Below are 26,804 nucleotides of genomic sequence, written 5' to 3'. Positions count from 1 at the left end.
CCTATCGGCGGCGCTCCCGCGACACGCACAGGACTAGGCTGAGGGTATGGCTCCCGATCAGCACGACGAATTCGAGGACGACATCCCCACCATGTCAGCGCTGGATATTGCTGACTGGCGCCTGCGGATGTTCGCCCTTTACGACAAGGTGCGTCAACTGGCGTCCACCAACCCGTTCGACGCGCATGTCTTTTGGCGCCAGGAGCGGGACCTGATGTTTGCTACGCATCCTGCCTCGGCGCTGACTACAGAAATGAAGGCCTCTTTCTCAGGGCTGCGGACAGCCGGGTATGACCCTGCCTACCGTTTGTCCGCTGCGTTATCGCCGGAAGGCGCTGGCCAGGAGATGAACGTTGAAACGGGCACTGACGGCGTGGTGCCCTTTGTCCGTATCGGCACCTTCGACCTTCCCGGGCTTGGCTCGCTGGCTGCCTGGCGGCTGCGCAGCTACGGAGGGGGAATCTTCGTGCCCTTCCGCGACGCAACGGCCGGAAAGGAAGGCGGCAGTTACGGCGCCGGAAGATATTTGCTGGACACGGTCAAGGGATCCTTCCACGGAACCAAGGGGCCGTCAGGGGAACAGGAGTTCATCCTCGACTTCAACTTTGCCTACAACCCTTCCTGCGCCTACAACGAAGCGTGGGCTTGTCCCTTGGCGGGACCAGACAACAGGCTGGCCACGGAAGTCCCCGTGGGCGAGCTCTACCTGGGCTAGCCGAAGACACCGCCGGGGCCAAGGGCTGCGAGCGCAGCAACAGCCGCGACTATGGTCAGGGGCGCCACGATCAAGCCAAAGACCGCATACCCCTGCCACTTGACCAGCACGTTCATCCGCACCAATCGCTCGTGCCACAGCAGGGTTGCCAGGGACGCCCACGGCGTGATCAGCGGGCCTGCGTTCACGCCCACCAACAGTGCAGCCATCCTCTCGGGAGATCCCGCCAAGGGCTCTGCCAGGAGGTATGCGGGCAGGTTGTTGACCACGTTGGAACCGAGGGCGCCTGTCATGGCCAGCCTCAGCAGTTCGACGAACCCGCCCCCTTGGCCTGCCACCTCCCCCAGCAGTACTGAGGCGCCAAGGTATTGGGTGGCCTCGACCACCAGGAAAAGGCCACAGGTGAACAGCAACAATGACCAGGGAATCAGCGCCACGTTGAGCACCCTGGGCCGCCGGATTGCGAACACCACCGCCAGGATCACAGCTGCCGCAGCCGCTGGAATCCAGATGGCGACTCCCGACACCAGTGCGGGCAAGAGCAACACCAGGACCACCGCGCTGGCCACCAGAAGGACTTTGTCCGGGACTGCGGTGGTCGAAGGCATATGGGCTGGACGGGCGGACTCAAGCGCGTAGGTCTTGCGCAGTTCGCGCCGGAACACGATCGCGATGAACACCATGGGGACCAAAATCGCGGCCAGGGAGGGCGCCCACATCAGCTGGGCGAACTGTGCGGGGCTGATACCGCCCAGGTTGTGCTGCGCCAGGAGGTTGGTCAGATTGGAGATGGGGAGCAGCAAACTGGCGGTATTCGCCAGCCACACGGTTGTCAGCGCAAAGGGCAGGACGGGCAGGCCTGCCTGGCGGGCCACCGTGACTACCACGGGGGTGAGCAGTACCGCCGTCGTATCCAGCGACAGGAAGACAGTGCTCAGGACCGCGAACAAAGCCAAAAGCAACCACAGCAGGACACTGCGTCCACGCCCCCACCCACGCAGATGGCGGGCGATCCATTGGAATGCCCCAGCCTCGCTGACGAGCTCCGTCACTACGGTCATGGCAACGACGAAGCCCAGGATGGGCGCCACCCGGTCCACCAGCACCGCAACTTCCTGCCATGGCAGGACACCTGTGGCAACGGTGATCCCACCCGCCACAAGGAGGACCAAACCGATGATCGCCAGACGCATGGAACGGATTCTAAGCCAGGTCCCTGTGTACTGCCTTCGCGGCGCGGAAACACACGTCACCGGACTGTAAGCAATGAAGCCCCCGTGGCGTTGCCTCGACGCCTAGCCTTGAACCATGAACAGACTCCGGGGACTGATCCAGGCCCACAGGACCCTCGCTGCGGTGGCAGGGCTGGTGGTCCTCTCCTTGGTGGTGGTCGGGGCAGCCGTGTTCCAGCCGTGGCGGCTCTTCACCAGCAGCAGCCTGGACGAAGCACTGCCGGCCGCCCCGGTGTCCGCGAGCGCTTCGCCGGAGGTTGAGGCCGCAGTGGTTGAAACCCCGGCGCCCAGCGGACCGGTGGTTGTCAGCTCGGGCACATTCGAGTCTCAGGAACATGAGACCACCGGCGCGGCCCAGTTGCTGAAGCTCCCGGATGGAAGCCATCTGCTCCGCATTGAGAATCTGGCCAGCAGCGATGGGCCCGACGTCAAAGTTTGGCTCAGCAGCCTGGAGGCCGGGGGCGACTGGTTCAAGTACCGCTCCGGCCGCTACGTGGACCTCGGTGCCATCAAAGCCACGCACGGCAACCACAATTACGTCATTCCAGCAGGTACCGACGTTGCAGGGCTGACGTCGGTGGTGCTCTGGTGTGACCGCTTCAGTGTTGCGTTCGGGTCTGCCCCACTCGCCTGACGCGTCACGGGGCCCGCTCTGCATCCCAAGCGAGGGTCTTGAGGCGTAAAGCGGGCCCCGCAACACTCGGGCACCACGTGCGGAGGACGTAGGATGTCATCATGACTTCTCCCCTTCCCCGTCGCATCGCCCGTGTCCGGCCTGCAGCTGCCCCGTCCATGGCCGGTCAACCTCAGGACGAGCAATTCTTCGTGGCCAACGACGCCCCGGATTTCGAATCCGACGCCGGCACCCGGTGGACCGTGATCGACTCCCCTTTCCCGGCGTCGAGGGCGAACGCAGGCAGTCCAGCCAGGGCGGGATGGGAACGTGGCACCGTGGTCAGCCAAACCGAGTTCACTTTCCTGGCCCCGTCCGTACCCGTCAATGTCTTCGGGATGGCCCACAACACCGGGCAGCCCGGCCGGGACCTGCCGCCGCAGGCGTTCCATAAGGCGGCGTCCAGCGTGATCGGCCCCGGGGAGGCGATCCAACTTAGCTCCACAGTGGGTTATGTCGATCCGGAAGCTGAACTGACCGTCGTCGTCGGCCGCCCTGCCCGGGGCTTGACGCTGGAAACGGCACGTTCGGCTATCCTCGGCTACACCATCGGCAACGACGTTTCGGCAAGGGACCTTCAAAAATCCGACGAACTATGGATCAGCGCCAAGAGCCAGGACACGTTCACTCCCGTGGGTCCGTGGATAGTCACAGGCTTGGATGACTCGGACCTGGAAATCGGAATTGTCCACAACGGTTCCGCGCTGAAGGCCGCCAGCTCCGCGGATCTGGGCTGGAAAGTGGACGAAATCATGGTCTATTTGACCTCGTTCATGACACTCCAGCCCGGCGATCTTGTGCTCACGGGCTTTCCCGCTGAATGCGCCCGCATCCAGCCCGGAGACACTGTGGCGTGCCGGGTTGAAGGAATTGGAGAGCTCCGCAACCCCGTTACTCATGCTGCCTGGGAGGTTCAGCCTTCATGATGTGTCAGGCTTAACCCCATGGAGATAGCTGCGGATGCCACAGAGCTGCGCCCGTCTCCCCCACTTAAGCCACCACGCAAACGGCACCGCGGAGTCCTCAAGTACCCCGTAGTGCGGCAACTGATCCGCTTCACCGGAGTCGGAATTGTGTGCACCGCGAGTTCACTCGCAATCTATGCTTTGCTTCGCCCCTGGATTGACCCGCAGCTGGCGAACGCAGTGGCCCTGATAGTCACGTCCTTGATGAACACGGCCCTGAACCGCCGGCTGACGTTCAAGATCACGGGTAAGAAGAAACGCGCCCAGGACCATCTGAGCGGGGTGATGGTGATCGCCATTGCCTTGGTCATTACCGGAGGCAGCCTGGGCGTGCTGCATGTCTTCCGGCCGGAAGCTACCGTCACTGAGGAGCTGTGGACCACGACGTTGTCCGGTTTCGTGGCCACCGCTGTCCGGTTCACCCTGCTGCGGCATTGGATTTTCCGGCGCGCGAGGCACGTGTAGCCGGGCAGGTCAGGGGGCCGCCAGGTTCCGGACACGCCCGACGGCGGTTTCCACGGCCTCGGCGGCCTGCTCCAGTTCGGCGCTGGTGATTGTTGAGGTGAAGCTGAAACGCACCGCGGTCTGGGCCGTTTCAGCCGCGATGCCAAGGGCCACCAGCACTGGCGAGGGCGCATCGGATCCGGCAGCGCAGGCCGAGCCGCTGGAACACACCACGCCCAGCCGCTCGAGTTCAAGCAGCACCGATTCTCCGCTGGTGCCCGGGAAGCAAAAGGACGCCACTGATGGCAAGCGCTGGACCCTGTGACCGGTCAGCAGGGCACCAGGCACGGTGACCAGTATCTGGTCGATGAAATGATCCCTCACGGCCGAAACGCGTGCGGCCTCGTCCGGTTGCGCGGCATTGGCTAAGGTCAGCGCCGTGGACAACGCCACAGCCCCTGCCACGTTCTCGGTCCCCGAGCGCCTTCCCCGTTCCTGCCCTCCGCCGTGGACCAGGGGTTCAACACGGAGCCGGCCTTTTGTGAAGAGGACACCGGATCCCTTCGGAGCACCAAGTTTGTGTCCGGATATACTCAGCGCGTCCACCCCGAGCGCTTTGACGTCCAGGGGCAGCCATCCGGCAGCCTGCACGGCGTCCGTGTGGAACGGGACGCCATGTTCCCGAGCCACCGCAGACAAGGCCGCTATCGGCTGAACGGTTCCGATTTCGTTGTTTGCGTACATGACGCTCACCAACGCTGTTTCGGGCCGTATCACGGCGCGCAGGCCGTCAACTGAAACCATGCCTTCACCGTCCACCGGCAGCACGTCCACCGTGAACCCATGCACCCGCTCCAAGTACCTGGCGGATTCCTCCACCGCGGGATGCTCGATCGCGCTGATGACAACCCTGTTCAGCGTACGGTCGGCTGCCTGCCGGGCCAGCGCAATGCCTTTGATGGCCAGGTTGTCCGCCTCCGTGCCCCCGGAGGTGAAGGTCACCTCGCCTGCACGGCAGTTCAGGATCCCCGCGACGCCGGAACGCGCCTCCGCGAGCGCAGTTGCTGCCGCTTCGCCAAGGCTGTGGTGGCTGGAGGGGTTGCCGAACTCACCGCTCAAGTACGGCCACATGGCTTCAAGAACCTCACGGCGTACTGGAGTGGTGGCGGCGGCGTCAAGGAAAATCATGGGGTTTGCGATCTTCAGCTTTGCGTTGAGGTGAGTTCGATATCGAGCCCGAGGTCCAAGGCGGTGACACTGTGGGTCAGGCCCCCGATGGAGATCACGTCGACGCCGGCAGAAGCAATCTCCGTGACGGTGTTGATGTTCACGTTGCCGCTGGCTTCCACGATGGCCCGGCCGTCAACCTGCTTGACCCCGGCCCGTAGCTCTTCGACGGAAAAGTTGTCCAGCATGATCGTGTCCACACCCGCTGCCAGGACGGGTTCGATCTGCTCAGCCCTGTCCACTTCGACCTCGAAGTGCGTGGTGTGGCCGAGCTGCGCCTTGGCGGCAACCAGCAGTTCGGTCAGTTTGGTGGAGTCTCCCCCGGTCATGACGGCCAGGTGGTTGTCCTTGGCCAGCACGGCGTCGGAAAGGCTATAGCGATGGTTCGCTCCCCCACCGCAGCGCACGGCATACCGTTCCAGCACCCGCAGGCCCGGCGTGGTCTTGCGGGTGTCCGTGATCCGCGCACGAGTTCCCTCAACAAGTCTCACGAATTCGGCCGTCTTGGTGGCGATGGCGCTCATCCGTTGCACCAGGTTCAGGCCGACCCTTTCGGCGAGCAACACCGATCGGGCCCTGCCGCTGACCCGCGCCAGGTGCGTACCGGCGTCGAACGCTTCACCATCGGCAAGCAGCAGTTCCACCTCAGTGTCCGGGTCCACCAGCTTCATGGCATCGCGGAACACGGTGCCACCGCTGAACACGCCGGGAACCCGCGCGTTCAGCACGGCGGTCGCCCGGGCTTCGGCGGGGATCAGCAGCTGGGAGGTGATGTCCCCGCTGGGCGCGTCCTCCGCGAATGCCCGTTCCAGGATCTCCCGGACAGGGGCTGCGGGGAGGGTCAGGTTAGTCATGGACGAGGCTCACTTTCCGGCTCATGGTGTAACGCTTGTCAAAATCGTCGACGGCGGCTGGCTCTGTCACGCTGTCGCTGCGGTAATGCGCCCCCAGGGACTCCCGCCGCTCCCGGGCCGCATGCACCAGCAGTTGGGCAGCCAACAAAAGATTGGAATCCTCATGCTCCCGGACATCAAAGGAATCAGGAACATTCAAAGGCATCACGTCACTCTCCCAAGACCCAAGAACCTCTGCGGCCTCAGCCAACAACTCACCGCTCCGGAGTACGCCAGCCTTGGCGGTCATGAGGAGCCGCAGCGCATGGCGTGAGAACCCATTGGAGGGGGCAGGGTGGGCGAGCGGATGACCCTCCAACAATTCCAGCGGCGCCGGAGGCCCCGACAGCGCCGTTGTCGCGTGAGCGCCCGAACCGGCCGCCGAGCTTGCGAGGCGATCGCCGGTACGAGGCGCGAGCGCAGGCGCCAAGGGGCCTGCGGCGCCGCCGCCTGCGGTGCCGCCGCCCGCGGCCGGGTTAGCACGCAGAGGGACTCCGTCAGACGACTCACCAGAGAGGAAACCCTCAACAGCCCGCCGCCCGAACACCAGCCCCTCAAGCAACGAGTTACTGGCCAGCCGGTTGGCCCCCTGCACCCCGGTACACGCAACCTCACCGGCGGCGAGCAACCCGGGTACTGATGTCCGGCCGTAGAGGTCGGTCACCACCCCACCCATCCAGTAGTGCGCCGCGGGTGCCACGGGGACCAGTTCCCGGGTCCAGTCGACCCCGGCCTGGCGGGTCCTCGCACTGAGGGTCGGGAAACGCTTGGCCAGGAATCCCTTGCCGCGCGCATCCTCGATCACGGTGGCGTCGAGGAACACGTAACCGTTGGGGTCCCCGAGCTTTGCCAGGTGGAGGGCGATGCTGCGGGACACGACGTCGCGGGGTGCGAGCTCAGCGTCGGGGTGGTAGCCAGGCATGAAGCGATAACCGTTGGCGTCCACGAGGATGGCGCCTTCGCCGCGAACGGCTTCGGAAATGAGAAGGGGGTCATTATTGCCCTCGGTTTCGCGGGCGTCCGCAGCAAGGACCATGCACGTGGGGTGAAACTGGAAGAACTCGAGGTCTGCCACCGTGGCTCCGACGCGCCATGCGAGCGCCAGGCCGTCTGCAGTGGCTACGGCGGGGTTGGTGGTTTGGGCAAACATTTGCCCGGCTCCCCCAGTGGCGAGGAGCACGGCATCGCCGTGGACACCGAGCTTCCGGCCTTCGTGAATGAAGTTGGCCCCCACCACGCGGATGCCGTGCTGAATGTCGGACCCTTGGGACAGTGACGTGACCTGGGCGTGCCCGATCACCTGGATCTTGCCCGCGGCTTGGAAGTCAAGAACGGTCCTGATCAAGGCAGCGGCAACGCCGGCCCCGGTGGCGTCGCCGCCGGCGTGCAGGATTCGAGGGGCCGAATGGGCAGCCTCAAGCCCCAAGGCGGGATCGCCGTCGTCGTCAAGGTCGAAACGGACGCCGAACCGCCCAAGTCCTGCGATGTCCAGGCGCGCTTCGGAGCACAGCACCCGCACTGCTTCGTCGTTGCAGTGCCCGGCCCCGGCCTTGAGGGTGTCGGCGATGTGGGCAGCAACGGTGTCCCCGGGGGCAGGTTCGTCAAGGACCGCTGAGATGCCGCCTTGAGCGTAGTACGTGTTGCTGTCCGCGAGCGCACCCTTGGTCAGCAGCACCACTTCCGCTCCCGCTTCGGCGGCGAGCAGGGCGGAGTACAGTCCTGCGATGCCGCTTCCGACGACGATCAGCCGCTTGGGCTGGGGGCGGCCGGCGAGGCTTCCTGTAGTCATGTGACGCTCTCTTCGGCTAATCCGGTGTTGGTGTGGCCCGCGGTCAGGCCGGTTTGGCCGCCAGCATGCGCTCCAGCGCAATCTTGGCGTTGTCCTGCACGGAGTCGTCCACGGTGATGCGGTTGACGATGCGTCCTTCCACGAGCTCCTCAAGGACCCAGGCGAGATAGCCCGGGTGAATGCGGTACATGGTGGAGCACGGGCAAATGACGGGATCGAGGCAGAAGATGGTGTGCTGCGGGTTTTCTGCGGCGAGCCGGTTCACCATGTTGATCTCGGTGCCGATGGCGAACGTGGTGGGTTCAGTGGCGGCGGCGATGGCCTTCTTGATGAAGTCGGTGGAACCGGCAGAGTCTGCTGCGTCCACTACTTCCATGGGGCATTCAGGGTGGACGATCACGTTGACGCCGGGGAAGTCCTGGCGGGCTTTCTCGATCTGGCCCACGTTGAAGCGCTTGTGCACAGAGCAGAAGCCGTGCCACAGGATCACCCGGGAGTCGAGCAAGGACTGTTCGTCGTTGCCGCCCAGTTCCTTGCGGGGGTTCCACATGGGCATCTGTTCCAAGGGGACGCCCAGCGCCTTGGCGGTGTTGCGGCCAAGGTGCTGGTCGGGGAAGAACAGGACGCGCTGACCACGCTCGAAGGCCCATTCAAGGACCACCTTGGCGTTGGAGGAGGTGCAGACAATACCGCCGTTGCGGCCACAGAAGGCCTTGAGCGCGGCGGAAGAGTTCATGTAGGTGACAGGGATGACGGGTACACGGCCCTCGCCGTCCGGCTCCGTGCCGAAGATCTCCTCCAGCTGTTCCCAGCATTCCTCCACGGAGTCTTCATCCGCCATGTCTGCCATCGAGCAGCCTGCGGCGAGGTTCGGCAGGATGACGGCCTGGTCCGGAGTAGAGAGGATGTCGGCGGTCTCGGCCATGAAGTGCACGCCGCAGAAGATGATCGCTTCGGCGTCCGGCTTGGTCAGGGCTGCATTGGCGAGCTGGAACGAGTCGCCCACGAAGTCTGCGTACTGGATGACTTCGTCACGCTGGTAGAAATGGCCCAGGATCACTGCGCGGTCCCCGAGTGTCGCTTTGGCGGCCCGGATGCGGGCGTCCAGTTCGGCGTCGGTGGCTTTTTTGTATTCTTCCGGCAGTTGGCCTTGGCGTGGGGTGGCTTTGGGCGCGACGTCGCTGCTCGAAGCACCGGGGCCGTACGCGGGCTCACCGGCAAGGGATTCGGCGAGGTCATATTCCCAGGGACCCCTGGCCAGGGCCGGGCTGCACGTGGACCCCGCGCGGGAGAGGCCTTTTTCGGCTTCCTCGCGCGTGATCAGCTGGACGGCAGTGTTGACGCTGCTCATGGTGTACTCCTGTTGTCTGGCCCGAGCCCGGGCGTGCCGGTGAAGCGGTAGAGGCGTGGTGGGCGGTGTTTCCCGCCTTGGAGGTATTCACCGGTTTCTTCGATTTCCGGTGTTGCCTTGACGTGCCTGCGGAAGTTCGCGGGGTCAAGTTGGCGGTCCAGCACGGCTTCGTAGACTTCGCGCACTTGGGCGAGGGTGAAGAACTCCCCCAGCAGGTGGTACGCGATGGATCCGTAGGCCATCTTGTTTCGGAGGCGCCACAGGGCGTAGTCGACGATTGCGTTGTGGTCGAAGGCGAGTTCGCCGAGGCGGTCCGCCCGGAACCAGCGAACATTCTCGGATTCGTCTGCGAGGGCAGCTTCAGTGGGTTGCACGAGTGCCCAGTAGACGATGGACACCACACGCTGGGTGGGCGATCTATGGAGGCCGCCGAATGCGTACAGCTGCTCAAGGTAATGCGGCGTGAGGCCCGTGGTCTCACGGAGGTTCCGTGACGCAGCGTCCTGGAGCGATTCGTCATGGGCCAAAGGGCCGCCGGGCAGCGCCCACATGTCCTTATAGGGTTCCCGGATCCTGCGGACCAGCGGCAGCCAGAGCGTGGGACGGCCGGACTTCTCACTGGGGCGGAGGGCGAAAATCACCGTTGAGATAGCCAACGACGGCGGTGCGAGCCGCCTTTCGGCGACATTGGCTGAGTTGGCATTCACGGCGTTCACCTCGCTTCATCGCCGCCCGGTCCATCCCCCTTAAGGAATGGAGAACTAGTTAAAGTCATGTTGACTAGAACTAATGGTACGACTCCGCAGGCACTTGGCAAAATGCCTTACGTCACACTGGCTTGGCTGCCGCTTCCATCAGGGGCAATGTGCGGCCCTGGATATGGCTGTTCAGGACAATCACCGACGAGCACCGAACCACCGATTTCGTGGCGATCATGGCGTCAAGCACCCTTTGCATGTCCGGATTGGACCGGGCGGCGATCCGCACCATGAGGTCCGAGTTCCCGGTCACCGTGTGGACCTCGATGATCTCGGGGATGGCACTCAGGCTTTCAATGATCGCGTCATGGCCGATCTCCTGGGTGATGGTGACAGAACAGAAGGCCACCACCGGGAATCCGAAATTTGCCGGATCAGGCTGCGGAACCCATGACCCAATGACCCCGTTCTCGATCATGCGATCGATCCGGGACTGCACCGTGGCCCGGGCAACCCTGAGTACACGGGAGGCCTCCAGCACGGAAGATCGCGGAGAATCCGTGAAGAAACGTACAATTTTTGCATCAAGCGCATCGACCAGCATCAAAGTTCCTGTCCCCGGGGATTCCTACCCATCACATCGCCACAGCAAAAAGTGATGTATCTTACAAACTGCGAGAATTATTCCACGGCTCTTGCTGCGTCGTCGACGCCCGCTTGCCAAGCCCATGAGGCCGGCACGCCAAACCAGTATGTAATCCATAGAAGGTAGACACGTATGACAACGAAGTCCATCGCGGCTCCTGCCCCAACTTCCGGCCTCGGCCATTCGCTCAAACCTCGCCAGCTCACCATGATGGGGCTCGGCTCCGCGATCGGAGCGGGCCTCTTCCTCGGCTCGGGAGCGGGCGTTCAGGCCGCCGGTCCGGCAGTGCTCATTTCCTATCTCGTCGCCGGCACGTTGATCATCCTGGTCATGTGGGCCCTCGGCGAGATGGCAGCCGCCAACCCCAACAGCGGCGCATTCTCCGTGTACGCAGAGAAGGCCATGGGCAAGACCGCCGGCGGCACCATCGGCTGGCTGTGGTGGCTTCAGCTGGTGGTAGTCATCGCGGCTGAAGCCATTGGAGCAGCAGGGCTGCTGTTCTCCATTTGGCCCGTCATCCCCGTGTGGGTCCTTGCGCTGGTCTTCATGGTCGTCTTTACGGGAATCAACCTCGTGGGCGTCCGCAACTTCGGCGAGTTCGAGTTCTGGTTCGCCATCCTGAAGGTGGCCGCAATCGTCATCTTCCTGCTCATCGGCGCTGCCCTGCTCTTCGGTTGGTTGCCGAATGTCCCCTCCCCCGGATTCTCGGCATTCGGCGATTTTGCCCCCAACGGCATCGGTGGCATCGCCGCCGCACTGTTCGTGGTGATCTTCGCCTTCGGCGGGACAGAGATCGTCAGCGTTGCGGCCGCCGAAACCGAAAACCCCGCCCACAGCGTGGGCAAGGCCATCCGCACGGTTGTCTGGCGCATCCTGACCTTCTACATCGGCTCCGTCTTCGTCATCGCGGCCGTTCTTCCCGTTGGTTCAGAGGGCCTGAAGTCTCCGTTCGCCGGAGTCCTGGACCTGGCCGGAATCCCCGGAGCCGGCGCAGCCATCACCCTGGTAGCCGTCGTCGCCCTGTTGTCTGCACTGAACGCCAACCTGTACGGCGCCTCCAGGATGATCTTCTCCCTCTCCGAGCGCGGGGAAGCTCCCCGCTTCCTGTCCCGCCTGAGCGGCTCCAAGGTTCCCGTTGCCGCCGTCGGTATTTCGGTTGCCTTCGGCTTCATCGCCACCGTCCTTGAATTGCTGTTCCCGGAAAAGATCCTGCCGGCACTGCTGAACCTGGTGGGCTCCACCTGCCTGGTGGTCTGGGGTACGGCACTGGTGTCGCAGTTCATCCTGCGCCGCAGGGCAGACCGGGACGGCACCGAACTGCCGCTGCGGATGAAGGGCTTCCCGTACCTCACCATTGTTGGCCTCGTCCTGCTGGGCCTCATCCTCGTGGTGGGCTTCGCCAACCCGGAGAGCGCCGGCCAGCTCATCGGGACCTTCCTGCTCATCCTCGTCATCGCTGCAGGTTGCTTCCTGAACGCCAAAGCCAAGGCCAGCCGGGCACAGCGCGCCGAGTAGCCACCTGCTCAGCTCCATCGAGACGCCCTGCACAGTTTGTACCGTGCATGGCGTCTTTGCTTATTCAAGTTGTACAAAGTGTTTCGTTTGAACTGTGCTGATTGCGCACACCCCTAGCTGGTGACTAGGGTCACAGCCATGACTACCGAACCAGTGCTGGCCGCCGTCGATGACGACGCGGCCCCGCTCACCCACCATCAGCTCCGAGAGCTGTACACCCTGATGGCAGCAGTCCGGCATCTGGACACTTCAGCAGTGGCCTGGCAGCGCCAAGGCATCATTCCCGCTTATGCCCCCGAGCTCGGCCAGGAGGCCGCGCAGGTAGGCAGCGGCTATGCAGTTGACCGGACCCGGGACTTCGTCTTCCCCACCTACCGCGAAATGGGCGTGGCACGCGCAATGGGGCTGGACATGGTGGGCTACATGTCCACTCACAAAGCCACCTGGCATGGCGGCATGTACAACCCGCTGGAATCCAGGTTCGCTCCCATCCAGGCAGTGGTGGCGGGTTCCGTACTGCACGCAGTCGGTTGGGCCCACGGCCAAACACTCGCCGGACAACCCACCGGCGAAATGGGCGTCGCCATGACGTACTTCGGCGACGGCGCTTCCTCCCAGGGCGATGTCCACGAAGCCATGAACTTCGCCGCAGTCATGAAGGCGCCTGTTGTGTTCTTCATCCAGAACAACGGCTGGGCCATCTCGGTCCCCACCGAACGCCAGGTTGCGGGCGGCTCTGTCGCGGCACGCGCAGCCGGCTACGGAATCCCCTCCCTGCAGGTGGACGGCAACGACGTCGTCGCCGTCTTCGAAGCCACACGCTCCGCCTTCGCCCATTGCCGCGCCGGCAACGGGCCAGTGGTGATCGAAGCCATGACCTACCGCCGCGGCCCGCACTCCACCGCCGACGACCCCGGCCGTTACCGCACCCTAAACGAGGAGCGCCTTGACGCGGGCGAGGATCCGTTGGAGCGCTTCAAGCAGCGGCTTCTCGCGGAAGCCATTGCCGACGAGGCCTTCTTCGCGGAAGCACAGCGCCTGGCAGAAGAGGAAGAGGAAACCATCCGCAGGGGCATCGAGGATCTGGGGCCCCGCCCCGGGGCTGAAATGTTCGGCCTGGTCTTCCAGGAACCAACGCCCGCCCTTCAATCCCAGGCCACCGCGTGGCGCGAGGAGTCCGAACATGTCTGAGACCATCACCGCAATGCCCGGAACAACGGACGTTTCCGCAGCATCCGTTCACCAGATGTCAATGCAGCAAGCCCTCAACCGCGCCCTTGACGAAGTACTGGCGGACAATCCCAAGACCGTCATCTTCGGCGAGGACTGTGGCCGCCTAGGTGGCGTGTTCCGCATCACCGATGGTTTGCAGGCCAAACACGGCGAGGACCGCGTGTTCGACACCCCTTTGGCAGAGTCCGGCATCCTCGGTATGTCCGTGGGCTTGGCGATGGCCGGCTTCCACCCCATCCCCGAGGTCCAGTTTGACGGTTTCGCCTACCCGGCGATCAACCAGATTGTGTGCCAGATCGCCCGGATGAACTACCGCAGCCGAGGCACCTTGCCCATGCCCATCACGCTGCGTGTACCCAGCTTCGGCGGCATCCGCGCACCCGAGCACCACGGCGAGTCCCTGGAAGCACTCTTCGCCCACGTGCCGGGACTCAAAGTAGTCTCACCGTCCAATCCGCACGACGCTTACCACCTGCTGAAGTACGCGGCCACCCGGCCGGATCCAGTCATCTTCATGGAGCCGAAGTCCCGTTACTGGCAGAAGGGGCCGGTCAACCTCAGTTCTGCGGCCACGGAGGTTTCAGCGAACGACGACGGCACGGCCCCCAGCGGCAGCCTCACCGGCGCCCGCGTGGCCAGGGAAGGGCGGCACGTGACGCTGGTGGCGTGGGGAGCAATGGTCTCCCGTTGCCTGCAGGTAGCCGAACTGGCAGCCGAGGACGGCATTGACATCGAGGTCCTGGACTTGCGCTGGCTGAAACCGATCGATGCCGAAGCCTTGGCGAGGTCCGTCGGGAAGACGCGACGCGCCGTCGTCGTTCATGAAGCGCCGCTGACCTCGGGCCTTGGCGCTGAGGTGGCCCAACTCATCACGCAAAGCTGCTTCGCGACACTCAAGGCGCCGGTGGAGCGCGTGACAGGCTTCGACGTGCCGTACCCCTCCGGGGACCTGGAGGACGAATACATCCCCAATATCGACCGCATCCTCTTTGGGATCCAACGCGTACTGGAGTATCGCCGTGGCTGAAATTTCCTTCCCACTCCCCGACCTCGGTGAGGGCCTCATTGAGGCGACCGTCCTGGACTGGCTCGTGGAGCCCGGTCAGCAGGTGGAACGCAACCAACCGATCGTGGAGCTCGAAACCACCAAATCAGCACTCGAATTGCCCAGCCCGCAGGCGGGTAAAGTGGTGCGTATTCACGGGGCGCCCGGTGACACCATCAACGTTGGCGAACCGCTGATTGTGTTCGAGGTTCCGGATGACACCGCCGGGATCGTGGGCACTGTTCCGAAGGACGAAGCACCCAAGCGCCGGGTCCGCCTGAGCGCCGTACTCGATGAGGACTGACACCATGACCGGCAGGCACACCGTGGAACAGCAAAGGCACACCGTGGAGGGCACCGACCCCGGGCTGTTTGTCGAGGTCCATGAGCCAGCTGCCGATGCCGGGTTGCGTCCAGTCCTGCTGATCCACGGCTTCTCCTCCTCCAGCAAACTCAACTGGCAGGACAGCGGCTGGATCACCACCCTCCAGGATGCGGGTCGCCGGGTCATCACCGTGGACCTGCCGGGCCACGGCCGGAGCCACTCCCCCGAGGACCTGGACTCGTACACGCCCAGCCGTATCCGCGCCGACCTCCTCCAGATAGTGACCGACGCCGGAGCCCGGCCACTGCGCGACGGCGACCCGTCCACGGGACTCGACGTCATTGGCTACTCGCTCGGCTCCAGGCTGGCGTGGGAATTCGGCGCCACCCAGCCGGATCTTGTCCACCGCATCGTCCTGGGTGGACCCAGCTCGGCAGATCCGCTGGCAGCTTTCGACCTCGTCGCTGCGCAACGGCACTTGGCCGACGGCACGCCCATTGAGGACCCGTCCACGGCAGGACTGCTGAAGATGGCCCAGATGCTCCCCAGCAACAACCTCTTCTCCATGTTGTCGCTCATTGAGGCCATCAAGGGGGAACCGTTCGATCCTGCCGAGGCTTCCCCGCACATGCCCCTCTTGCTCGTTGCCGGCGAAAAGGACGAACGGGCAGCCACCATGCCCGAACTGGCTGCCATTGCGGGCAAGCATGGCGGCATGGTGGAGACCCTCGTTGTACCCGGCCGCACCCACACCAACGTCATCACCAGCCGGGCCTTCAAGGAAGCTGCCGTCGGGTTCCTCGGGGTGTAGTCCCCGGCCTTTTGGTCCGGGAGCATTAAGCCGGAGCGGCCGGCCCGCGCGTTAGCGGGCCAGCCGCTCCGCATTAAGGGACATGCGTTCCAAGACACTCAGTGCCATGGAGTACTCGTCGATGCCAATGCCCATGGACAAGTCCTGTCGGGCATCTTCCACCGACCGCTGGGCTTCGTGATATTTCTCCCGCCCGCGGTCGCTCAGGACCAGCCGGTCATCGATCATGGTGATCATTCCGCGGCCTACGAGGGCTGCAAGTTCCCTCTCCCGCATCCGGATATCGTTGCCCCACAACGGATACAGGGTCACCTCGAGCTGCTCGGGAAGCATCGCGCCCTCTGACAAGGTGCTAAGAGTCTGCCACTGGCGCCGGGTGAGCTTGATCCGGGCCAAGGTACTGTCCAGCTGCACCTCCAGTGCGGCGTCGAGCCTCTTAATCCAATATCCGATCGGCTTGTTCACAAGCCCATGCTTTCAGCGGACGCGTCCCCGGGCAAGGTGTGGACGGTAGGCTTGGAACTGCAACGAATTACGTGGAAGTGGAGCAGATGGGCATGCGTTTCAAGGACCGTGCGGAAGCCGGTCGACGCCTGGCTGAAGCCCTCCCCCAACTCAGGGAACAGCCGGACGCCATCGTGCTGGGCCTGGCACGCGGAGGAGTCCCCGTGGCCGCCGCGGCAGCAGCCGAACTGTACCTGCCATTCGGGGCGGTCCTGGTACGCAAGCTCGGCATTCCAGGTCGCGATGAAACCGCTTTCGGGGCACTGGCATGGTCTCAAGGCGACGTCCTTCGGATCGTCAACAAGCCACTGAAGGACCTCATCCTCGCCCACGGCATCTCCCAGTCCGCCCTGGACGCCGTGGAAGCCCACGAACGGTCCGAGCTTCTTCGGCGGGCACAAACGTACCCGGGCACCGGCCATGACTTGCGCGGGAAGACCGTGGTCCTGGCGGATGACGGATTAGCTACGGGAGCCACCATGCGGGCCGCTGTAGAAGCGGTTCGTTCCGCCGGCGCACGCACCGTCATAGCCGCAGTACCGGTTGCATCCCTGGAAGCCTCGACGTCACTGGCACGGGTGTGCGACTTAGTGATGGCACTGCACACTCCCGGTAAGTTCCATGCCGTGGGCGCCTTTTACGAACACTTCGGGCAGTTGTCCGACGCCGACGTGGTGGCCCAATTGGAAGGCGCCACAGCCGGCGGGCGCAAGTAACCGCCGTCGTTCTCCAAAACAAAAGGCGGGTGCGGTCCGCTGTGGACCGCATCCGCCTTTCCTTTGCCCTGATTTAGTGATGGACGCTGTAGCCCAGCGGACGGCCCCGCGTTTCCTTGGCGAGGATCACGCCCACTGCGGAAATGATGCAGAGGCCCATGATGTAAAGGCCCACTGAACCGGACCACTTGGTGGTGTCGAGAAGCGCCTGTGCGATGAGGGGCGCGAAGGCGCCGCCCAAGATTGCACCCAGGGCGTAGCCGATGGAGATTCCGGAGTAGCGGACCTGGGCCGGGAACATCTCGGCGTACATGGCGGACATCGGGCCGTAGGACAGACCCAAACCAATGGTGAGGACAAACAGGGCGGTTCCGTAGAGCACGATGTCTTTGGAGTCGATCAACACAAACATGGGAATCATCCAGGCAAAGACCAGCCCGTAACCGATCAGGAATGTCTTCACTCGCCCGATCTTGTCCGACAACCAACCACCCACCATGGTGAAGATGAGCCAGCCGAAGGATGCGACGGTGGTGGCCAGCAGTACCTGCGGCGTAGGCATCTTCAACGTCCTGGTGGCGTAGGAGATGAAGAAGGCAATCAGCAGGTACCCGGCAGCGTTGTTGGCAATGAAGATCAGCGCAGCCAGGACAACTTCCTTCTTGTTCTTGCGGAAGAGTTCGCCCAGGGGCGCCTTGCTTTCAGCCTTGCGCTGGGCGATCTCCTTGAAGACGGGGCTTTCACCAACTGCGCGTCGGATCAGGTAGCCCACCACGATGAGTACCACGGACAGCAGGAACGGAACACGCCAACCCCAGGCTGCGAACTCTTCCTTTGACATGCCGGACTGCAGGAGGAACAGCAGCCCCGTTGCCAGGATCATGCCGATCGGCACGCCGATCTGCGGGTAGGCGCCAAAGAGACCACGCTTTTTGATGGGGGCATGCTCCACGGCCATGAGCGCTGCACCGCCCCATTCCCCACCGGCCGAGAATCCTTGGACAACGCGCAGGGTAATGAGCAGGACCGGGGCCCAGACGCCGATCGTGGCGTAAGTGGGCAGCAAGCCAATGAGCGCCGTAGCTGCGCCCATCATGACCAGCGTCATGACAAGGACGGCCTTGCGGCCCATCCTGTCGCCGAGGTGTCCGGCTACGAAGGCCCCGAGGGGACGGAAAAGGAAGCTGATGCCGATGGTGGCGAACGACAAAAGCTGGGCCACTCCGGGGTTGGACTTCTCCAGCGGAGACAGGAACAAGGGCGCCAACAGCGTTGCCGTGAGCTGGGCGAAGATAAAGAAGTCGTACCACTCAATGGTGGTACCAACCAGCGTCCCTGCCAGGACCCTGCGCTCTTCGCGCTTGCTGCTGGGCCCTGACGGAGAGTCGACAGTGGAAGTTGCGGTCATTGGAACTCCATGGGTGAGAGTGACTGGTCGGCGTTTGACTTGCATTAACCGACAGAACGGTCAGTTAGGAAAGAATACTACACCCTGTGACCCAAAGCACAGACCCCCGGAAGGCTCCGTCAACATAGGATGGTTCGCATGAATCCCCGCAGCGACGTCAAGGGCCCATCGGAAGCAGCAACCCAAGTTCCGCCGTCGCAAACGCTCTCACGGGGAATCCGCGCACTGGAGATCCTCGCCGCCGCTGATCGGCCCCTCACCATCGGAGAACTCACCGAAGCACTGGGCGTGCACCGCTCCGTGGCCTACCGGATACTCAGGACCCTCGAAGACCACTCCCTGCTGGTACGCGACGACTCCGGACGCGTCCAACCCGGTCCCGGGCTGTCAGTCCTGGCCAGCGGCGTGTCCCGGAACCTGCAAACCGCCGCCCTTCCCGAACTCACGCAACTGGCAAACAGCCTCCACATGACAGCCTTCATCGCCGTCTGGGACCACCAGGAATGCGTCACCCTGGTCACCGTCGAACCCCGGCACACAGGCGCGGCACTCGCCCAACATCCAGGCAGCCGGCACCCCGTCAGCACGGGCGCCCCCGGCATTGCCATCCAGTCCACCATGACTGAGGAACGCTGGCAGCAGGTGGGCGCGGGCAACCCTTACCGGCCCGAGGCCCACGAAGCCCGACGCGTCGGCTACGCCACCAGCCACGACGAAGTCGTCGCCGGGTTGTCGTCCATCGCGGCCCCCATCAAGGTTCCGGGCGGGCGACCGGCAGCGATCGCCGTCGTCTACATCCGCCTGGACCAGGACTCCGACGCCGTTGGAAAAGCGCTGGCCGCCAGTGCCGCACGCATCGAAAGCCAACTGGCCTGAACCTTTCCTTCCAGGTCAAGCGGTGTGCCCCACAGCACAAGACTGCGGCGCGCGGGCACCGAATACTCGAAGAAGGACCCGACACACTGTCCGGTCCTTCTTTCGAGCACGAGAAGGAACCCATGAGCCTGAATCTTCTTGATACCTCCAACTGGCTGCCGCTGGACGGCCTGGCCCCCGGCTTCGACGCCAACAAGGCCCCTGCCGTACAAGACCTGGTGGGACAGCAATTCACCATTCGCGGCGAAGGCGGACCCATGACGTTCAGCTTCGACGACGAAGAAGTGCAATGGGCTGCCGCCGGCCACGCTGGAACATCCGCCTACGAGGCTTTCGCTGTAGCCGAGGACCTGTACTACTGCCAGTGGCAGAGCGTCCTGGAACCGGACCTTGCCGTTTCCCTCATTCTTGATCTTGCGCAGGGCCGGGCGCTCTACATCGGCGCCATCCTCGGCCGGGCAACCGCCTCCAGCCTTGCCGTTCACCACGACTTCCGCCCCGGAACGCTTGATGGATACCGCGCCACGGGCGAGGCCATCTCGGAAAGCACTGCACTCATCGGCCGGCGCGTCGAATGGATCTACAGCGAAACACACGCCTACGAGCACATCTACCTCAGCCCCACTTGGTACACCTGGCAATGCCTTGCCGGTCCAGAGCGGGGATTGGCAGACACCGACTCCAACACCGTCTTCCAAATCCGCCCGGGAATTTTTGTCTTCACGTGGCGGGAGAAAGTCATTCCGTGCGGCTCAGTCACCATCGCCGATCACCGCAACCCCAACGCCATCCGGTCCCACGGCAGCCTCTTCGGCTGGGACGAGGCAGGCACGGACCCCGTGCACTTCACCTTTGGTGCGCACGGCCGCCTGATCAGCGTCACCCAGCACAGCCCGGAATTGAACCCGGCCACCACTGCCTGACCCGTCGGACGACGCCAAGGAAGCCCCGGCAAGGAGAAACTTGCCGGGGCTTCCTTGAGGCTGCGGGGGTTACCAGCCGCGAGGGTTGTCAGTCGTCCGAGCCGTGGCCGATCCGGGCGTACAGCTCCGGCTGCGTGCGCCGCAGACGCAGGCCCCACACCACACCCACGAGTCCGGGGAGCAGGACAAGCATCGGCAAGACAAATGTCGCGGCTGTCGACTCGGTCTGGCCCAGCAGGACGTTGAAGTTGGCCACGATGAGCACAAAGACAATGGCAAGGAGCACAAATCCCAGGGCAGGAGCGATGACCCGCACCCACAGGCTCGCTCCGTGCTGCTGCCGGCGGAAGAAGCCGATCACGGCCACCGACACTACCGTCATCAGCAGCACCAGCCCCATGGCTCCGCTGTTGGTCAGCCAGGTGAACATGGTCAGCACGGGGTAGAGCCCGCCAAGTTCCGAACCGGATCCGGCGACGGCAAATGCGAGGGTCACGACGACGGCGATCACCGTTTGTGCCACCGAACCAGCGAACGGCGCACCGCTTTCCGTCCGAACCCTTGCCAGCACAGACGGCAGGACGCGTTCCCGGCCGAGCGAAAAGAAATAGCGTGCTACGGCGTTGTGGAAACTAACGAGTGCCGCGAAGAGGCTGGTAACAAAGAGGATTTGGGCGATGTCGCTGAGCAGCACCCCTCCGTTGGCACCCAGGAACGCAAAGATCATGTCCGGACCATTGGCGGTGGCCGTCTCGATGACGGCGGACGGCCCCGCCCCCATGGTCATGGCCCAGGCCGATACCGCATAGAAGACGGCGATGATGCCCACTGCGGCGAACGTGGCCCGTGCGACAGTGCGTTTGGGGTCCTTGGATTCCTCACCGTAGATGGCGGCGGATTCAAAGCCCATGAACGCGGCAATGCCGAAGGACAGGACTGCCCCGATCCCAGGAACGAACAGGCTCTCCGGGCTGAAGGTCACAGCGCTGATGCCCTCCGGAGCCACAGCGAGGCTGATGACGTCGTACACGATGACCACCAGGAATTCGAGCGCCACCAGGACCCCCAGCACCTTGGCAGAGAGGTCCACCCTGTTCACTCCCAGCCACCCCACGATGGCGATGCACACCAGCACCGGTATCCACCAAGGAACGCTGACGCCCAGCCGCGCGGACAGGAGCGATGAGACAGTGAAGCCGAAAAGTCCGTAGATGCCCACTTGCATCAGGTTGTAGGCCATCAACGCAACCAGGGATGCTCCCACCCCGGCCGGCCTTGAGATGCCTTGGGCGATATAAGCGTAGAAGGCGCCGGCGTTGGTGACGTACCGGCTCATCGCGGCATAACCCACCGCGAACAGTGCCAGGATTCCACCCAGGACCAGGAATGACAGTGGGACCCCCGTCACGCCGGTGACCGCGAAGGTGGTGGTGACTCCGCCTGCCAGGACGGTCAGCGGCGCCGAGGCCGCGATAATCATGAAAGTCACGGCAGGCACGCCGAGCCGCCGCTTGTTGCCGACGGTCCCGGCGGTCCTGCCCTTGACTGGGTTGTCCACGCTCATAGTGTGCTCCTGCCTCGGTACCGCGGGAGATTGCGCGGCACGGTGTCTGTCATTCCGCAATCTTCCACCGCAGGGAGCGTGCGTGACTTGTCTCACACGGCAAGGAGTTTGTCGCTGCACGCAAGCACGGTTGAGCCCTGCCCCCCGTGTAGAATCGTGGGCAAGCTCACGTCCGCGCTATCGGCATTCCTGCCCCTTGGCAGCGGCACCTTGGGGCCATTGGAAGGGAACTTGATGACCGTTGCGGCTGATACGGGCCCCGCAATCGTGCAAACCATCGTGGCGGAGTCGTTCCAGGAGTGGAGCAGGGCAATCTCCGCATCCTTCGTACCCCTCCTGGCCCAGGGTCCACGCAATTCAACGTTCCACGGGACCATGCGTGCCCGCGTTCTGGGACAGATCTCCGTTGTGGAAATCACCGCCGGACCCCATACCGTCCTGCGCACCCCGGAGCTGATCGCCAAGTCGACGGGCCGCTTTTTCAAGCTCAGCATCCAGCTCACGGGATCGGGTCGTCTCATTCAGGACGAACGCGAAGCGGTGTTGCGGCCAGGCGACCTCTCCATCTACGACACCTCCCGCCCCTATCAACTAACGTTCGACGACGACTTCCGCACTCTGGTGCTCATGTTTCCGCACGTCCTGCTGGACTTGCCGGCAGAGGCCATGGGCCACGTCACTGCGTTGCGGATACCCGGCGACGAGGGCCTGGGCGAACTCATCAGTCCCTTCCTGGTGAAGCTGGCCGACAATCTTGACGCCCTCTCCGGTACCAATGGTCTCCGGTTGGTCCACAACGCACTGGACCTGGTGACCACCCTCTTCAACGGTGAACTGGACCAACTGATCGAGACCGGCAGGGACCCCCATCTCCTGCTGCTGGGGCGCATCCACGACTACATCGAAGCCAACCTCGGTGATCCGGAACTCTCCCCCGGAACCATCGCCGCAGCCCACTACATCTCCACCCGGCACCTCCACGATCTTTTCCAGGAAATTGGAACCACGGTGGCCGCCTCCATCCGGCAACGGCGGCTTGAACGATGCCGGCGCGACCTGAGGGATCCGGTGCTGGCCGAACGTCCCGTCACTGCCATCGCGGCGCGGTGGGGGTTCACCGACGCCGCCCACTTCAGCAGGATCTTCCGGGCAGCTTTCGGGAACTCCCCCACGGGCTACCGCAACAGCCACTGACGACTCCCCGCACCGTTTGCTAGGCGGCCGCCGTCGGGGCCGTACCCTGATCCGTCAAGGCGGCCATCTCGTCCAGCATGGTGCGCAGCAACCGGTCCTCCAACCCAGCGAAAGCAGGATCGCCCGCGCGGTTGGTCAACTCACCGGGATCGGTCTGGTGATCGTACAGTTCGGCCATGTCTGTGCCGAAGTACCTGGTCAGCCGGCCCTCAGCAGTGATGATCGTTCTCATGCGGACCGGCCCCGGCAGTCCGGCCAAACCGAACGGTTGCTCTTCCTCCACCAGGAGGGCGTCCCGATGATGCTCCGTATCCCCTTCCAGCAAAGGCACCAGCGAGCGACCCTGAATTCCCCGGTAGCCCCGGGATCCAGTGAGCTCAAGGAGGGTCGGTGCCACATCCGCGCTGGAAACCAACGCTTCCGTCCGGCCCGGCTTTTTCCCGGGAATGTGCACCACCAAGGGGACATTCGTTACGGCGCGGTAGTGGACAAAGTGCTTGAGCATCAGCCCGTGGTCGCCGAACAGGTCTCCATGGTCACTGGTGAACACCACGATGGTGTCCTCGGCCAACCCTTGCCGGTCCAGCTCGTCAAGTATCCGGCCAATGTGCTCGTCCATCATGGTGATCAGGCCGTATTGCGCGGCCGCGGCATTCCTGTACTGCTCCTCCGTGGCGGCCCACGTCATGGTTGGGTCCATGTTCGGCTCACCACGGTGTTCCACCATGTCCCTCACGTGCGCCGGTGAAGCCCCATGGTCCTGGTCAAAGCCGAGCGGGAGTGGCAGGGCCGCGGGATCATAGAGATCCGAGTAGCCTGCCGGCGGAGAGAACGGATGGTGGGGGTCGGGAAAGGACACAAACATGAAGAACGGCTGATCCTGACCCGCAGCGTCCTTCAGGTGCTCGATTGCCTTCTCGCTCACATAGCTTGTGGGGTGCACCTCAGCCGGAATGGCTGTCTGGTACACCTGGTCCCACCCCCCGTACCTGCTGGACGAGTTGCCAGGACCACCCAGAGTTTCCGGGTCGATGCCCCGTTCCCGGGCCCAGTGCACGTAGTGGCCGCCGGGTCGGTCCCCGTGGCCAATCACCAAGTCGACATGCTGATATCCGTAGTAGTCGGACGGCAGCGCAATGAACCGGTCATCGTGCGCTTCCCGGTTTTCCCACTGGTCCCAACCCAAAGAAAAACCATGACGTCGGGCGTCGCCAGCCTCCGCGTCCAGCAGCATGGGGTCGGTGGCCCGGATCTCCTCGGCCTGGTGGGGTTCAAACTCCCACCCCATGTTTTGGTGATGCAGTTTTCCCACGCCCACGGTTCGGTAGCCGCCAGCTGCCAAGGAACCCGGAACGGTCTGCGTGAGGGGATCCAAGGTTATGCCGTTACAGCGTGTTCCGTGCGCTGATGGCCACCGGCCCGTCATCAGGCTGGCACGGTTGGGCATGCACGTCGGGTTGGCCACAGTCGCATTCTCGAAAACAATGCTCCTGGCCGCGAGCGCGTCCAGGTGGGGCGTCCTGACCGTGCCGTTGCCACCGAAGCCCAGATGGTCCGCCCTAAGCTGGTCGGCGATGAAGAACAGGACGTTGGGCCGGTGGTGATCGTTCCTGCGGCGCTGCCCTGTCATGCGGGCCTCTTGATGAGGGACAGCACTTCGGTGCGTTGCCGGGCGAACTCCGGCAGCGAGCGCGTGGTGATCTGGTCGCGTGGGGCGGGCAGGTCCACGTCCACTACCTTGAGCACTCGTGCAGGCCGTGAGCCAAGTACCACCACACGGTCTGCAAGGTAGACCGCTTCGTCGATGTCGTGGGTCACTACCAGGATGGTCATGGCGAAGTCCCTCCGGATCTTCAGGCAGAGGTCTTCCAAGTCAAAGCGGGTCTGCGCGTCCACCGAGGCGAAGGGCTCGTCCATGATCAGGATCTCGGGCCTGTAAGCCAAGGCCCTGGCAATGGCGACACGTTGCTGCATGCCGCCGGATAGCTGCCACGGATACTGGTTGTCGGCGTGGGAGAGGCAAACGGCGGCCAGCGCACCGTCGCAGCGTTCCTTCAGTTCCGCTGCGGACAACTTGAGGTGCCGCAGGGGCAGGACCAGGTTCTTTCGGACGGTGAGCCATGGCATCAGCGATCGATTGTAATCCTGGAAGACCAAAGCCATTTCCGAAGGCGGGCCACTGATGGTCCGCCCGTCGATGGCCGCCCTGCCGCTGGTGGCCGGGTGGAGCCCGGCCAGGCATTTCAGGAGTGTCGTCTTGCCAACGCCCGACGGACCTACGATGCAGACAATCTCCCCGGCATCCACGGTGAAGGTCAGGTCTTCGATGACCGTACGGGCCTTTGCGCCACTGCCATACGTCTTGGCGAGATGCGACACGTCCAGCCGCGGCGTGGATGCGCTGACTCGTGTTTCTGGTTGCTGTGCCATGGTGGACTTTCTGTTGCGGGTGGGAAGGGTCGGTGCCGGACGGTTGCTCATGATGCACGCGCCAAGCGACGGGATCCGATGTACCAGGACAGGACCTTGCGACGGAGGAGGCTGAACAGGACGTTGACCAGGAATCCGATGACACCCAGGAGCAGGATTCCGGCCCACATGTCAGCGGTCATGAAACTCTGTTGGGCGAGCAAAGTCATTGCTCCGATTCCCTGCGAGCTGCCCAGCATCTCGCTGGCGATCATCACGATGAAGGCCACCTGCAGGCTCACCTGCAGGCCGGAGAAGATTTGTGGGGTCGCCGCTGGCAGGAGAACCTTCAGAACCCGCTCCTTCCGGGTCAGGCGGTAGACCCTGGCAACGTCCATGAGGTCGTTGCTGACGCTGCGGATGCCGTCCACCGTGGCGATCATGGTGGGAAACAGCGCCGCCAGGGCGATGCTGGTGACACGCATTTGGGTACCGAAGCCTATGAGCGAGATAAAGATCGGTACCAGGGCCACGGGTGGAATACCGCGGAGGAAATGAATCAACGGATCGATCATCCACCGGACCGGGGGAACCAGGGCAGTGACGAACCCGAGTGCGATCCCGGCTGCTGCTGCGATGACGAAACCGAGGAACAGGTTTCCCAGGCTGAGCAGGACATCGGACTGGAAGTGCTCAAAGAGCCACAACTCCTGGAAACGGATGAGGATGGTTTCCAGCGGAGGGAAGAAGGGATCGGTGGAGTTCGCGGAAAGGAACCACCATGCCACCAACAGCAGCACGGGTGTGCCAATGCCGATCACCCAGTTTCGCATTTTGACGTTTCTCATCAGGGCACCACTTCCCGGTAGGACTCATGCCAGTGCAGGACCCGGCGCTCGGCCAGCCGCGTGGCACCTTGGAACAGCAGGCCCAGGACACCGAGGACTATCACCAATCCGTAGAGACTGGCGTAATCACCCGCCGCTTGGGCTTGGTAGATGTTTTGGCCGAGGCCTGGACCGCCCCCGAGGAGTCCTGCCACCACGGTGACCACCAAGGCGGCAGGTGCTGCCACGCGCATCGCAGTTCCTATGTAGGGCATGGCGCTGGGCAATACCACCCGGGCCAGGATTTCCCTCTCTCCCATGCCGTAGGAGCGGGCCGTATCACGTGCCACCGGGTCGGTGCCCTGAACGCCGTCCACGGTTTGCATGACGATGGGGAGCAAGCACCCGAACACCACGAGGAACAACGACATCTCAGCTGTGGGGCCAAGCACCAACACTGCGAGGGGGAGAATGACGATCGGGGGGACTGGCTTGAGGAACTCCAGCACAGCCAGGGTGGCATACCTGACGGACTCGAAACTCCCGACCAGCAGCCCAATGACTACTCCGGCCACGGCAGCCAGCGCCAACGCGAGGATGGAAATACCGATCGTGGCCCCCAGCGAGGACCAGAAGGTGCCTGTTCCCAGAATGGTCGCGAGGGTGGTGAACACCGTAGTGGCCGGCGGCAAGGCATTTCCTGCAACCTTGGCCTCAGCGAGAACCTGCCAGATGACCAAGGCCGCCGCGACGCCCAGGATACTGAAGAGGTATGGGCGGATGGATGCCTTCATGGTGAATCTCCCATGCTGTTCTCCTGC

27 protein-coding genes are annotated in these 26,804 nt (G+C 63.7%); 13 read left to right on the top strand and 14 right to left on the bottom strand.

Annotated features, from left to right (window positions below; genetic code table 11):
• Positions 1–46 precede the first annotated feature (46 nt).
• Positions 47–715 (top strand): DUF1684 domain-containing protein, encoded by a 669-nt coding sequence (locus tag N7568_RS13115; protein ID WP_261610249.1) that lies wholly within the window; start codon positions 47–49, stop codon positions 713–715.
• Here N7568_RS13115 and N7568_RS13110 read toward each other — a convergent pair.
• Positions 712–1,908 carry an SLC13 family permease gene (locus N7568_RS13110; protein WP_261610248.1) on the bottom strand — a complete coding sequence of 399 codons (1,197 nt, stop codon included), beginning with the start codon at positions 1,906–1,908 and terminating at the stop codon, positions 712–714. The two genes, N7568_RS13115 and N7568_RS13110, sit on opposite strands and share 4 nt — an antisense overlap.
• A 115-nt stretch (positions 1,909–2,023) precedes the next feature.
• On the opposite strand from N7568_RS13110, the gene N7568_RS13105 reads away from it, so the two are divergent.
• The 3 genes from N7568_RS13105 to N7568_RS13095 all read left to right on the top strand — a co-directional run bounded on the left by N7568_RS13105 (position 2,024) and on the right by N7568_RS13095 (position 4,050).
• Positions 2,024–2,581, top strand: coding sequence for a DM13 domain-containing protein (locus N7568_RS13105; protein WP_261610247.1), 558 nt, complete (start codon positions 2,024–2,026; stop codon positions 2,579–2,581).
• 101 nt (positions 2,582–2,682) lie between these two features.
• Positions 2,683–3,546: a fumarylacetoacetate hydrolase family protein gene (locus N7568_RS13100; RefSeq protein ID WP_261610246.1), complete on the top strand. Its 864-nt coding sequence runs from the start codon at positions 2,683–2,685 to the stop codon at positions 3,544–3,546.
• A gap of 18 nt (positions 3,547–3,564) precedes the next feature.
• The gene (locus tag N7568_RS13095) at positions 3,565–4,050 is read left to right on the top strand and encodes a GtrA family protein (protein WP_261610245.1); all 486 of its coding nucleotides are present in this window, start codon (positions 3,565–3,567) and stop codon (positions 4,048–4,050) included.
• 9 nt (positions 4,051–4,059) lie between these two features.
• On the opposite strand, the gene N7568_RS13090 is transcribed toward N7568_RS13095, so the two are convergent.
• The 6 genes from N7568_RS13090 to N7568_RS13065 all read right to left on the bottom strand — a co-directional run bounded on the left by N7568_RS13090 (position 4,060) and on the right by N7568_RS13065 (position 10,591).
• Positions 4,060–5,217 (bottom strand): cysteine desulfurase family protein, encoded by a 1,158-nt coding sequence (locus tag N7568_RS13090; protein WP_261610244.1) that lies wholly within the window; start codon positions 5,215–5,217, stop codon positions 4,060–4,062.
• A 14-nt stretch (positions 5,218–5,231) separates the two neighbouring features.
• Positions 5,232–6,110: a carboxylating nicotinate-nucleotide diphosphorylase gene (gene nadC / locus N7568_RS13085; protein ID WP_261610243.1), complete on the bottom strand. Its 879-nt coding sequence runs from the start codon at positions 6,108–6,110 to the stop codon at positions 5,232–5,234.
• Positions 6,103–7,938 (bottom strand): L-aspartate oxidase, encoded by a 1,836-nt coding sequence (locus N7568_RS13080; RefSeq protein ID WP_261610242.1) that lies wholly within the window; start codon positions 7,936–7,938, stop codon positions 6,103–6,105. The genes nadC and N7568_RS13080 overlap by 8 nt, the downstream gene beginning before the upstream one ends.
• Positions 7,939–7,981: 43 nt before the next feature.
• Positions 7,982–9,289, bottom strand: coding sequence for a quinolinate synthase NadA (gene nadA / locus N7568_RS13075; RefSeq protein WP_261610241.1), 1,308 nt, complete (start codon positions 9,287–9,289; stop codon positions 7,982–7,984).
• Positions 9,286–10,005, bottom strand: a complete 720-nt coding sequence (locus N7568_RS13070) for an NUDIX hydrolase (RefSeq protein ID WP_261610240.1) — start codon at positions 10,003–10,005, stop codon at positions 9,286–9,288. Before N7568_RS13070 ends, nadA begins: the two co-directional genes overlap by 4 nt.
• Positions 10,006–10,117: 112 nt before the next feature.
• Positions 10,118–10,591: an Lrp/AsnC family transcriptional regulator gene (locus N7568_RS13065; protein WP_014922130.1), complete on the bottom strand. Its 474-nt coding sequence runs from the start codon at positions 10,589–10,591 to the stop codon at positions 10,118–10,120.
• Between the two features lie 174 nt (positions 10,592–10,765).
• Between N7568_RS13065 and N7568_RS13060 the strand changes: the two genes are divergently transcribed.
• From N7568_RS13060 to N7568_RS13040, 5 genes are all read left to right on the top strand, one after another.
• Positions 10,766–12,148, top strand: a complete 1,383-nt coding sequence (locus N7568_RS13060; protein WP_261610239.1) for an amino acid permease — start codon at positions 10,766–10,768, stop codon at positions 12,146–12,148.
• A gap of 138 nt (positions 12,149–12,286) precedes the next feature.
• Positions 12,287–13,339: a thiamine pyrophosphate-dependent enzyme gene (locus N7568_RS13055; RefSeq protein ID WP_261610238.1), complete on the top strand. Its 1,053-nt coding sequence runs from the start codon at positions 12,287–12,289 to the stop codon at positions 13,337–13,339.
• Positions 13,332–14,408 (top strand): alpha-ketoacid dehydrogenase subunit beta, encoded by a 1,077-nt coding sequence (locus tag N7568_RS13050; protein WP_261610237.1) that lies wholly within the window; start codon positions 13,332–13,334, stop codon positions 14,406–14,408. Before N7568_RS13055 ends, N7568_RS13050 begins: the two co-directional genes overlap by 8 nt.
• Positions 14,401–14,730 (top strand): biotin/lipoyl-containing protein, encoded by a 330-nt coding sequence (locus N7568_RS13045; protein WP_017200407.1) that lies wholly within the window; start codon positions 14,401–14,403, stop codon positions 14,728–14,730. Before N7568_RS13050 ends, N7568_RS13045 begins: the two co-directional genes overlap by 8 nt.
• 4 nt (positions 14,731–14,734) lie before the next feature.
• Positions 14,735–15,562 carry an alpha/beta fold hydrolase gene (locus N7568_RS13040; protein ID WP_261610236.1) on the top strand — a complete coding sequence of 276 codons (828 nt, stop codon included), beginning with the start codon at positions 14,735–14,737 and terminating at the stop codon, positions 15,560–15,562.
• Between the two features lie 51 nt (positions 15,563–15,613).
• Here the strand turns inward: N7568_RS13040 and N7568_RS13035 are convergent, their stop codons facing one another.
• Complete coding sequence (locus N7568_RS13035; protein WP_261610235.1) at positions 15,614–16,027, bottom strand: MarR family transcriptional regulator; 414 nt, start codon at positions 16,025–16,027, stop codon at positions 15,614–15,616.
• A gap of 71 nt (positions 16,028–16,098) precedes the next feature.
• On the opposite strand from N7568_RS13035, the gene N7568_RS13030 reads away from it, so the two are divergent.
• Positions 16,099–16,782, top strand: coding sequence for a phosphoribosyltransferase (locus N7568_RS13030; RefSeq protein ID WP_261610234.1), 684 nt, complete (start codon positions 16,099–16,101; stop codon positions 16,780–16,782).
• A gap of 73 nt (positions 16,783–16,855) precedes the next feature.
• Here the strand turns inward: N7568_RS13030 and N7568_RS13025 are convergent, their stop codons facing one another.
• On the bottom strand, positions 16,856–18,190 hold the full coding sequence (locus tag N7568_RS13025) for an MFS transporter (RefSeq protein ID WP_261610233.1): 1,335 nt from the start codon (positions 18,188–18,190) through the stop codon (positions 16,856–16,858).
• Positions 18,191–18,319: 129 nt separating this feature from the next.
• Between N7568_RS13025 and N7568_RS13020 the strand changes: the two genes are divergently transcribed.
• Positions 18,320–19,066 carry an IclR family transcriptional regulator gene (locus N7568_RS13020; RefSeq protein ID WP_439898978.1) on the top strand — a complete coding sequence of 249 codons (747 nt, stop codon included), beginning with the start codon at positions 18,320–18,322 and terminating at the stop codon, positions 19,064–19,066.
• A 122-nt stretch (positions 19,067–19,188) separates the two neighbouring features.
• Entirely contained in the window at positions 19,189–19,989 is an 801-nt protein-coding gene (locus tag N7568_RS13015; protein WP_261610231.1) for a molybdenum cofactor biosynthesis F family protein, read from the top strand.
• Positions 19,990–20,077: 88 nt separating this feature from the next.
• On the opposite strand, the gene N7568_RS13010 is transcribed toward N7568_RS13015, so the two are convergent.
• Entirely contained in the window at positions 20,078–21,553 is a 1,476-nt protein-coding gene (locus N7568_RS13010; protein WP_261610230.1) for an APC family permease, read from the bottom strand.
• 234 nt (positions 21,554–21,787) lie between these two features.
• Here N7568_RS13010 and N7568_RS13005 point away from each other — a divergent pair, with 234 nt between their 5' ends.
• On the top strand, positions 21,788–22,747 hold the full coding sequence (locus tag N7568_RS13005) for a helix-turn-helix domain-containing protein (protein ID WP_261610229.1): 960 nt from the start codon (positions 21,788–21,790) through the stop codon (positions 22,745–22,747).
• Positions 22,748–22,766: 19 nt separating this feature from the next.
• On the opposite strand, the gene N7568_RS13000 is transcribed toward N7568_RS13005, so the two are convergent.
• The 4 genes from N7568_RS13000 to N7568_RS12985 are packed head-to-tail and all read right to left on the bottom strand — an operon-like array spanning position 22,767 to position 26,777.
• Entirely contained in the window at positions 22,767–24,377 is a 1,611-nt protein-coding gene (locus N7568_RS13000) for a sulfatase family protein (RefSeq protein ID WP_261610228.1), read from the bottom strand.
• Positions 24,374–25,228 (bottom strand): ABC transporter ATP-binding protein, encoded by an 855-nt coding sequence (locus N7568_RS12995; protein ID WP_261610227.1) that lies wholly within the window; start codon positions 25,226–25,228, stop codon positions 24,374–24,376. Before N7568_RS12995 ends, N7568_RS13000 begins: the two co-directional genes overlap by 4 nt.
• Positions 25,225–26,004: an ABC transporter permease gene (locus N7568_RS12990; protein WP_261610226.1), complete on the bottom strand. Its 780-nt coding sequence runs from the start codon at positions 26,002–26,004 to the stop codon at positions 25,225–25,227. The genes N7568_RS12995 and N7568_RS12990 overlap by 4 nt, the downstream gene beginning before the upstream one ends.
• Positions 26,004–26,777: an ABC transporter permease gene (locus tag N7568_RS12985; RefSeq protein WP_261610225.1), complete on the bottom strand. Its 774-nt coding sequence runs from the start codon at positions 26,775–26,777 to the stop codon at positions 26,004–26,006. The genes N7568_RS12990 and N7568_RS12985 overlap by 1 nt, the downstream gene beginning before the upstream one ends.
• Positions 26,778–26,804 lie beyond the last annotated feature (27 nt).

It is taken from the genome of Paenarthrobacter aurescens, assembly GCF_025421775.1.
GTDB classification, from domain to species: domain Bacteria; phylum Actinomycetota; class Actinomycetes; order Actinomycetales; family Micrococcaceae; genus Arthrobacter; species Arthrobacter aurescens_B.
The sequence above is the reverse complement of the archived record's forward strand: the minus strand, read 5'-3'. Positions and strand labels throughout refer to the sequence as shown.

What these genes read in the sequence shown, in the direction of transcription:
- N7568_RS13115 (WP_261610249.1), top strand. Translation starts at nt 47, where the DNA reads ATGGCTCCCGATCAGCACGACGAATTCGAGGACGACATCCCCACCATG.
- N7568_RS13110 (WP_261610248.1), bottom strand. Translation starts at nt 1,908, where the DNA reads ATGCGTCTGGCGATCATCGGTTTGGTCCTCCTTGTGGCGGGTGGGATC.
- N7568_RS13105 (WP_261610247.1), top strand. Translation starts at nt 2,024, where the DNA reads ATGAACAGACTCCGGGGACTGATCCAGGCCCACAGGACCCTCGCTGCG.
- N7568_RS13100 (WP_261610246.1), top strand. Translation starts at nt 2,683, where the DNA reads ATGACTTCTCCCCTTCCCCGTCGCATCGCCCGTGTCCGGCCTGCAGCT.
- N7568_RS13095 (WP_261610245.1), top strand. Translation starts at nt 3,565, where the DNA reads ATGGAGATAGCTGCGGATGCCACAGAGCTGCGCCCGTCTCCCCCACTT.
- N7568_RS13090 (WP_261610244.1), bottom strand. Translation starts at nt 5,217, where the DNA reads ATGATTTTCCTTGACGCCGCCGCCACCACTCCAGTACGCCGTGAGGTT.
- nadC (WP_261610243.1), bottom strand. Translation starts at nt 6,110, where the DNA reads ATGACTAACCTGACCCTCCCCGCAGCCCCTGTCCGGGAGATCCTGGAA.
- N7568_RS13080 (WP_261610242.1), bottom strand. Translation starts at nt 7,938, where the DNA reads ATGACTACAGGAAGCCTCGCCGGCCGCCCCCAGCCCAAGCGGCTGATC.
- nadA (WP_261610241.1), bottom strand. Translation starts at nt 9,289, where the DNA reads ATGAGCAGCGTCAACACTGCCGTCCAGCTGATCACGCGCGAGGAAGCC.
- N7568_RS13065 (WP_014922130.1), bottom strand. Translation starts at nt 10,591, where the DNA reads ATGCTGGTCGATGCGCTTGATGCAAAAATTGTACGTTTCTTCACGGAT.
- N7568_RS13060 (WP_261610239.1), top strand. Translation starts at nt 10,766, where the DNA reads ATGACAACGAAGTCCATCGCGGCTCCTGCCCCAACTTCCGGCCTCGGC.
- N7568_RS13055 (WP_261610238.1), top strand. Translation starts at nt 12,287, where the DNA reads ATGACTACCGAACCAGTGCTGGCCGCCGTCGATGACGACGCGGCCCCG.
- N7568_RS13050 (WP_261610237.1), top strand. Translation starts at nt 13,332, where the DNA reads ATGTCTGAGACCATCACCGCAATGCCCGGAACAACGGACGTTTCCGCA.
- N7568_RS13040 (WP_261610236.1), top strand. Translation starts at nt 14,735, where the DNA reads ATGACCGGCAGGCACACCGTGGAACAGCAAAGGCACACCGTGGAGGGC.
- N7568_RS13025 (WP_261610233.1), bottom strand. Translation starts at nt 18,190, where the DNA reads ATGACCGCAACTTCCACTGTCGACTCTCCGTCAGGGCCCAGCAGCAAG.
- N7568_RS13020 (WP_439898978.1), top strand. Translation starts at nt 18,320, where the DNA reads ATGGTTCGCATGAATCCCCGCAGCGACGTCAAGGGCCCATCGGAAGCA.
- N7568_RS13015 (WP_261610231.1), top strand. Translation starts at nt 19,189, where the DNA reads ATGAGCCTGAATCTTCTTGATACCTCCAACTGGCTGCCGCTGGACGGC.
- N7568_RS13010 (WP_261610230.1), bottom strand. Translation starts at nt 21,553, where the DNA reads ATGAGCGTGGACAACCCAGTCAAGGGCAGGACCGCCGGGACCGTCGGC.
- N7568_RS13005 (WP_261610229.1), top strand. Translation starts at nt 21,788, where the DNA reads ATGACCGTTGCGGCTGATACGGGCCCCGCAATCGTGCAAACCATCGTG.
- N7568_RS13000 (WP_261610228.1), bottom strand. Translation starts at nt 24,377, where the DNA reads ATGACAGGGCAGCGCCGCAGGAACGATCACCACCGGCCCAACGTCCTG.
- N7568_RS12995 (WP_261610227.1), bottom strand. Translation starts at nt 25,228, where the DNA reads ATGAGCAACCGTCCGGCACCGACCCTTCCCACCCGCAACAGAAAGTCC.
- N7568_RS12990 (WP_261610226.1), bottom strand. Translation starts at nt 26,004, where the DNA reads ATGAGAAACGTCAAAATGCGAAACTGGGTGATCGGCATTGGCACACCC.
- N7568_RS12985 (WP_261610225.1), bottom strand. Translation starts at nt 26,777, where the DNA reads ATGAAGGCATCCATCCGCCCATACCTCTTCAGTATCCTGGGCGTCGCG.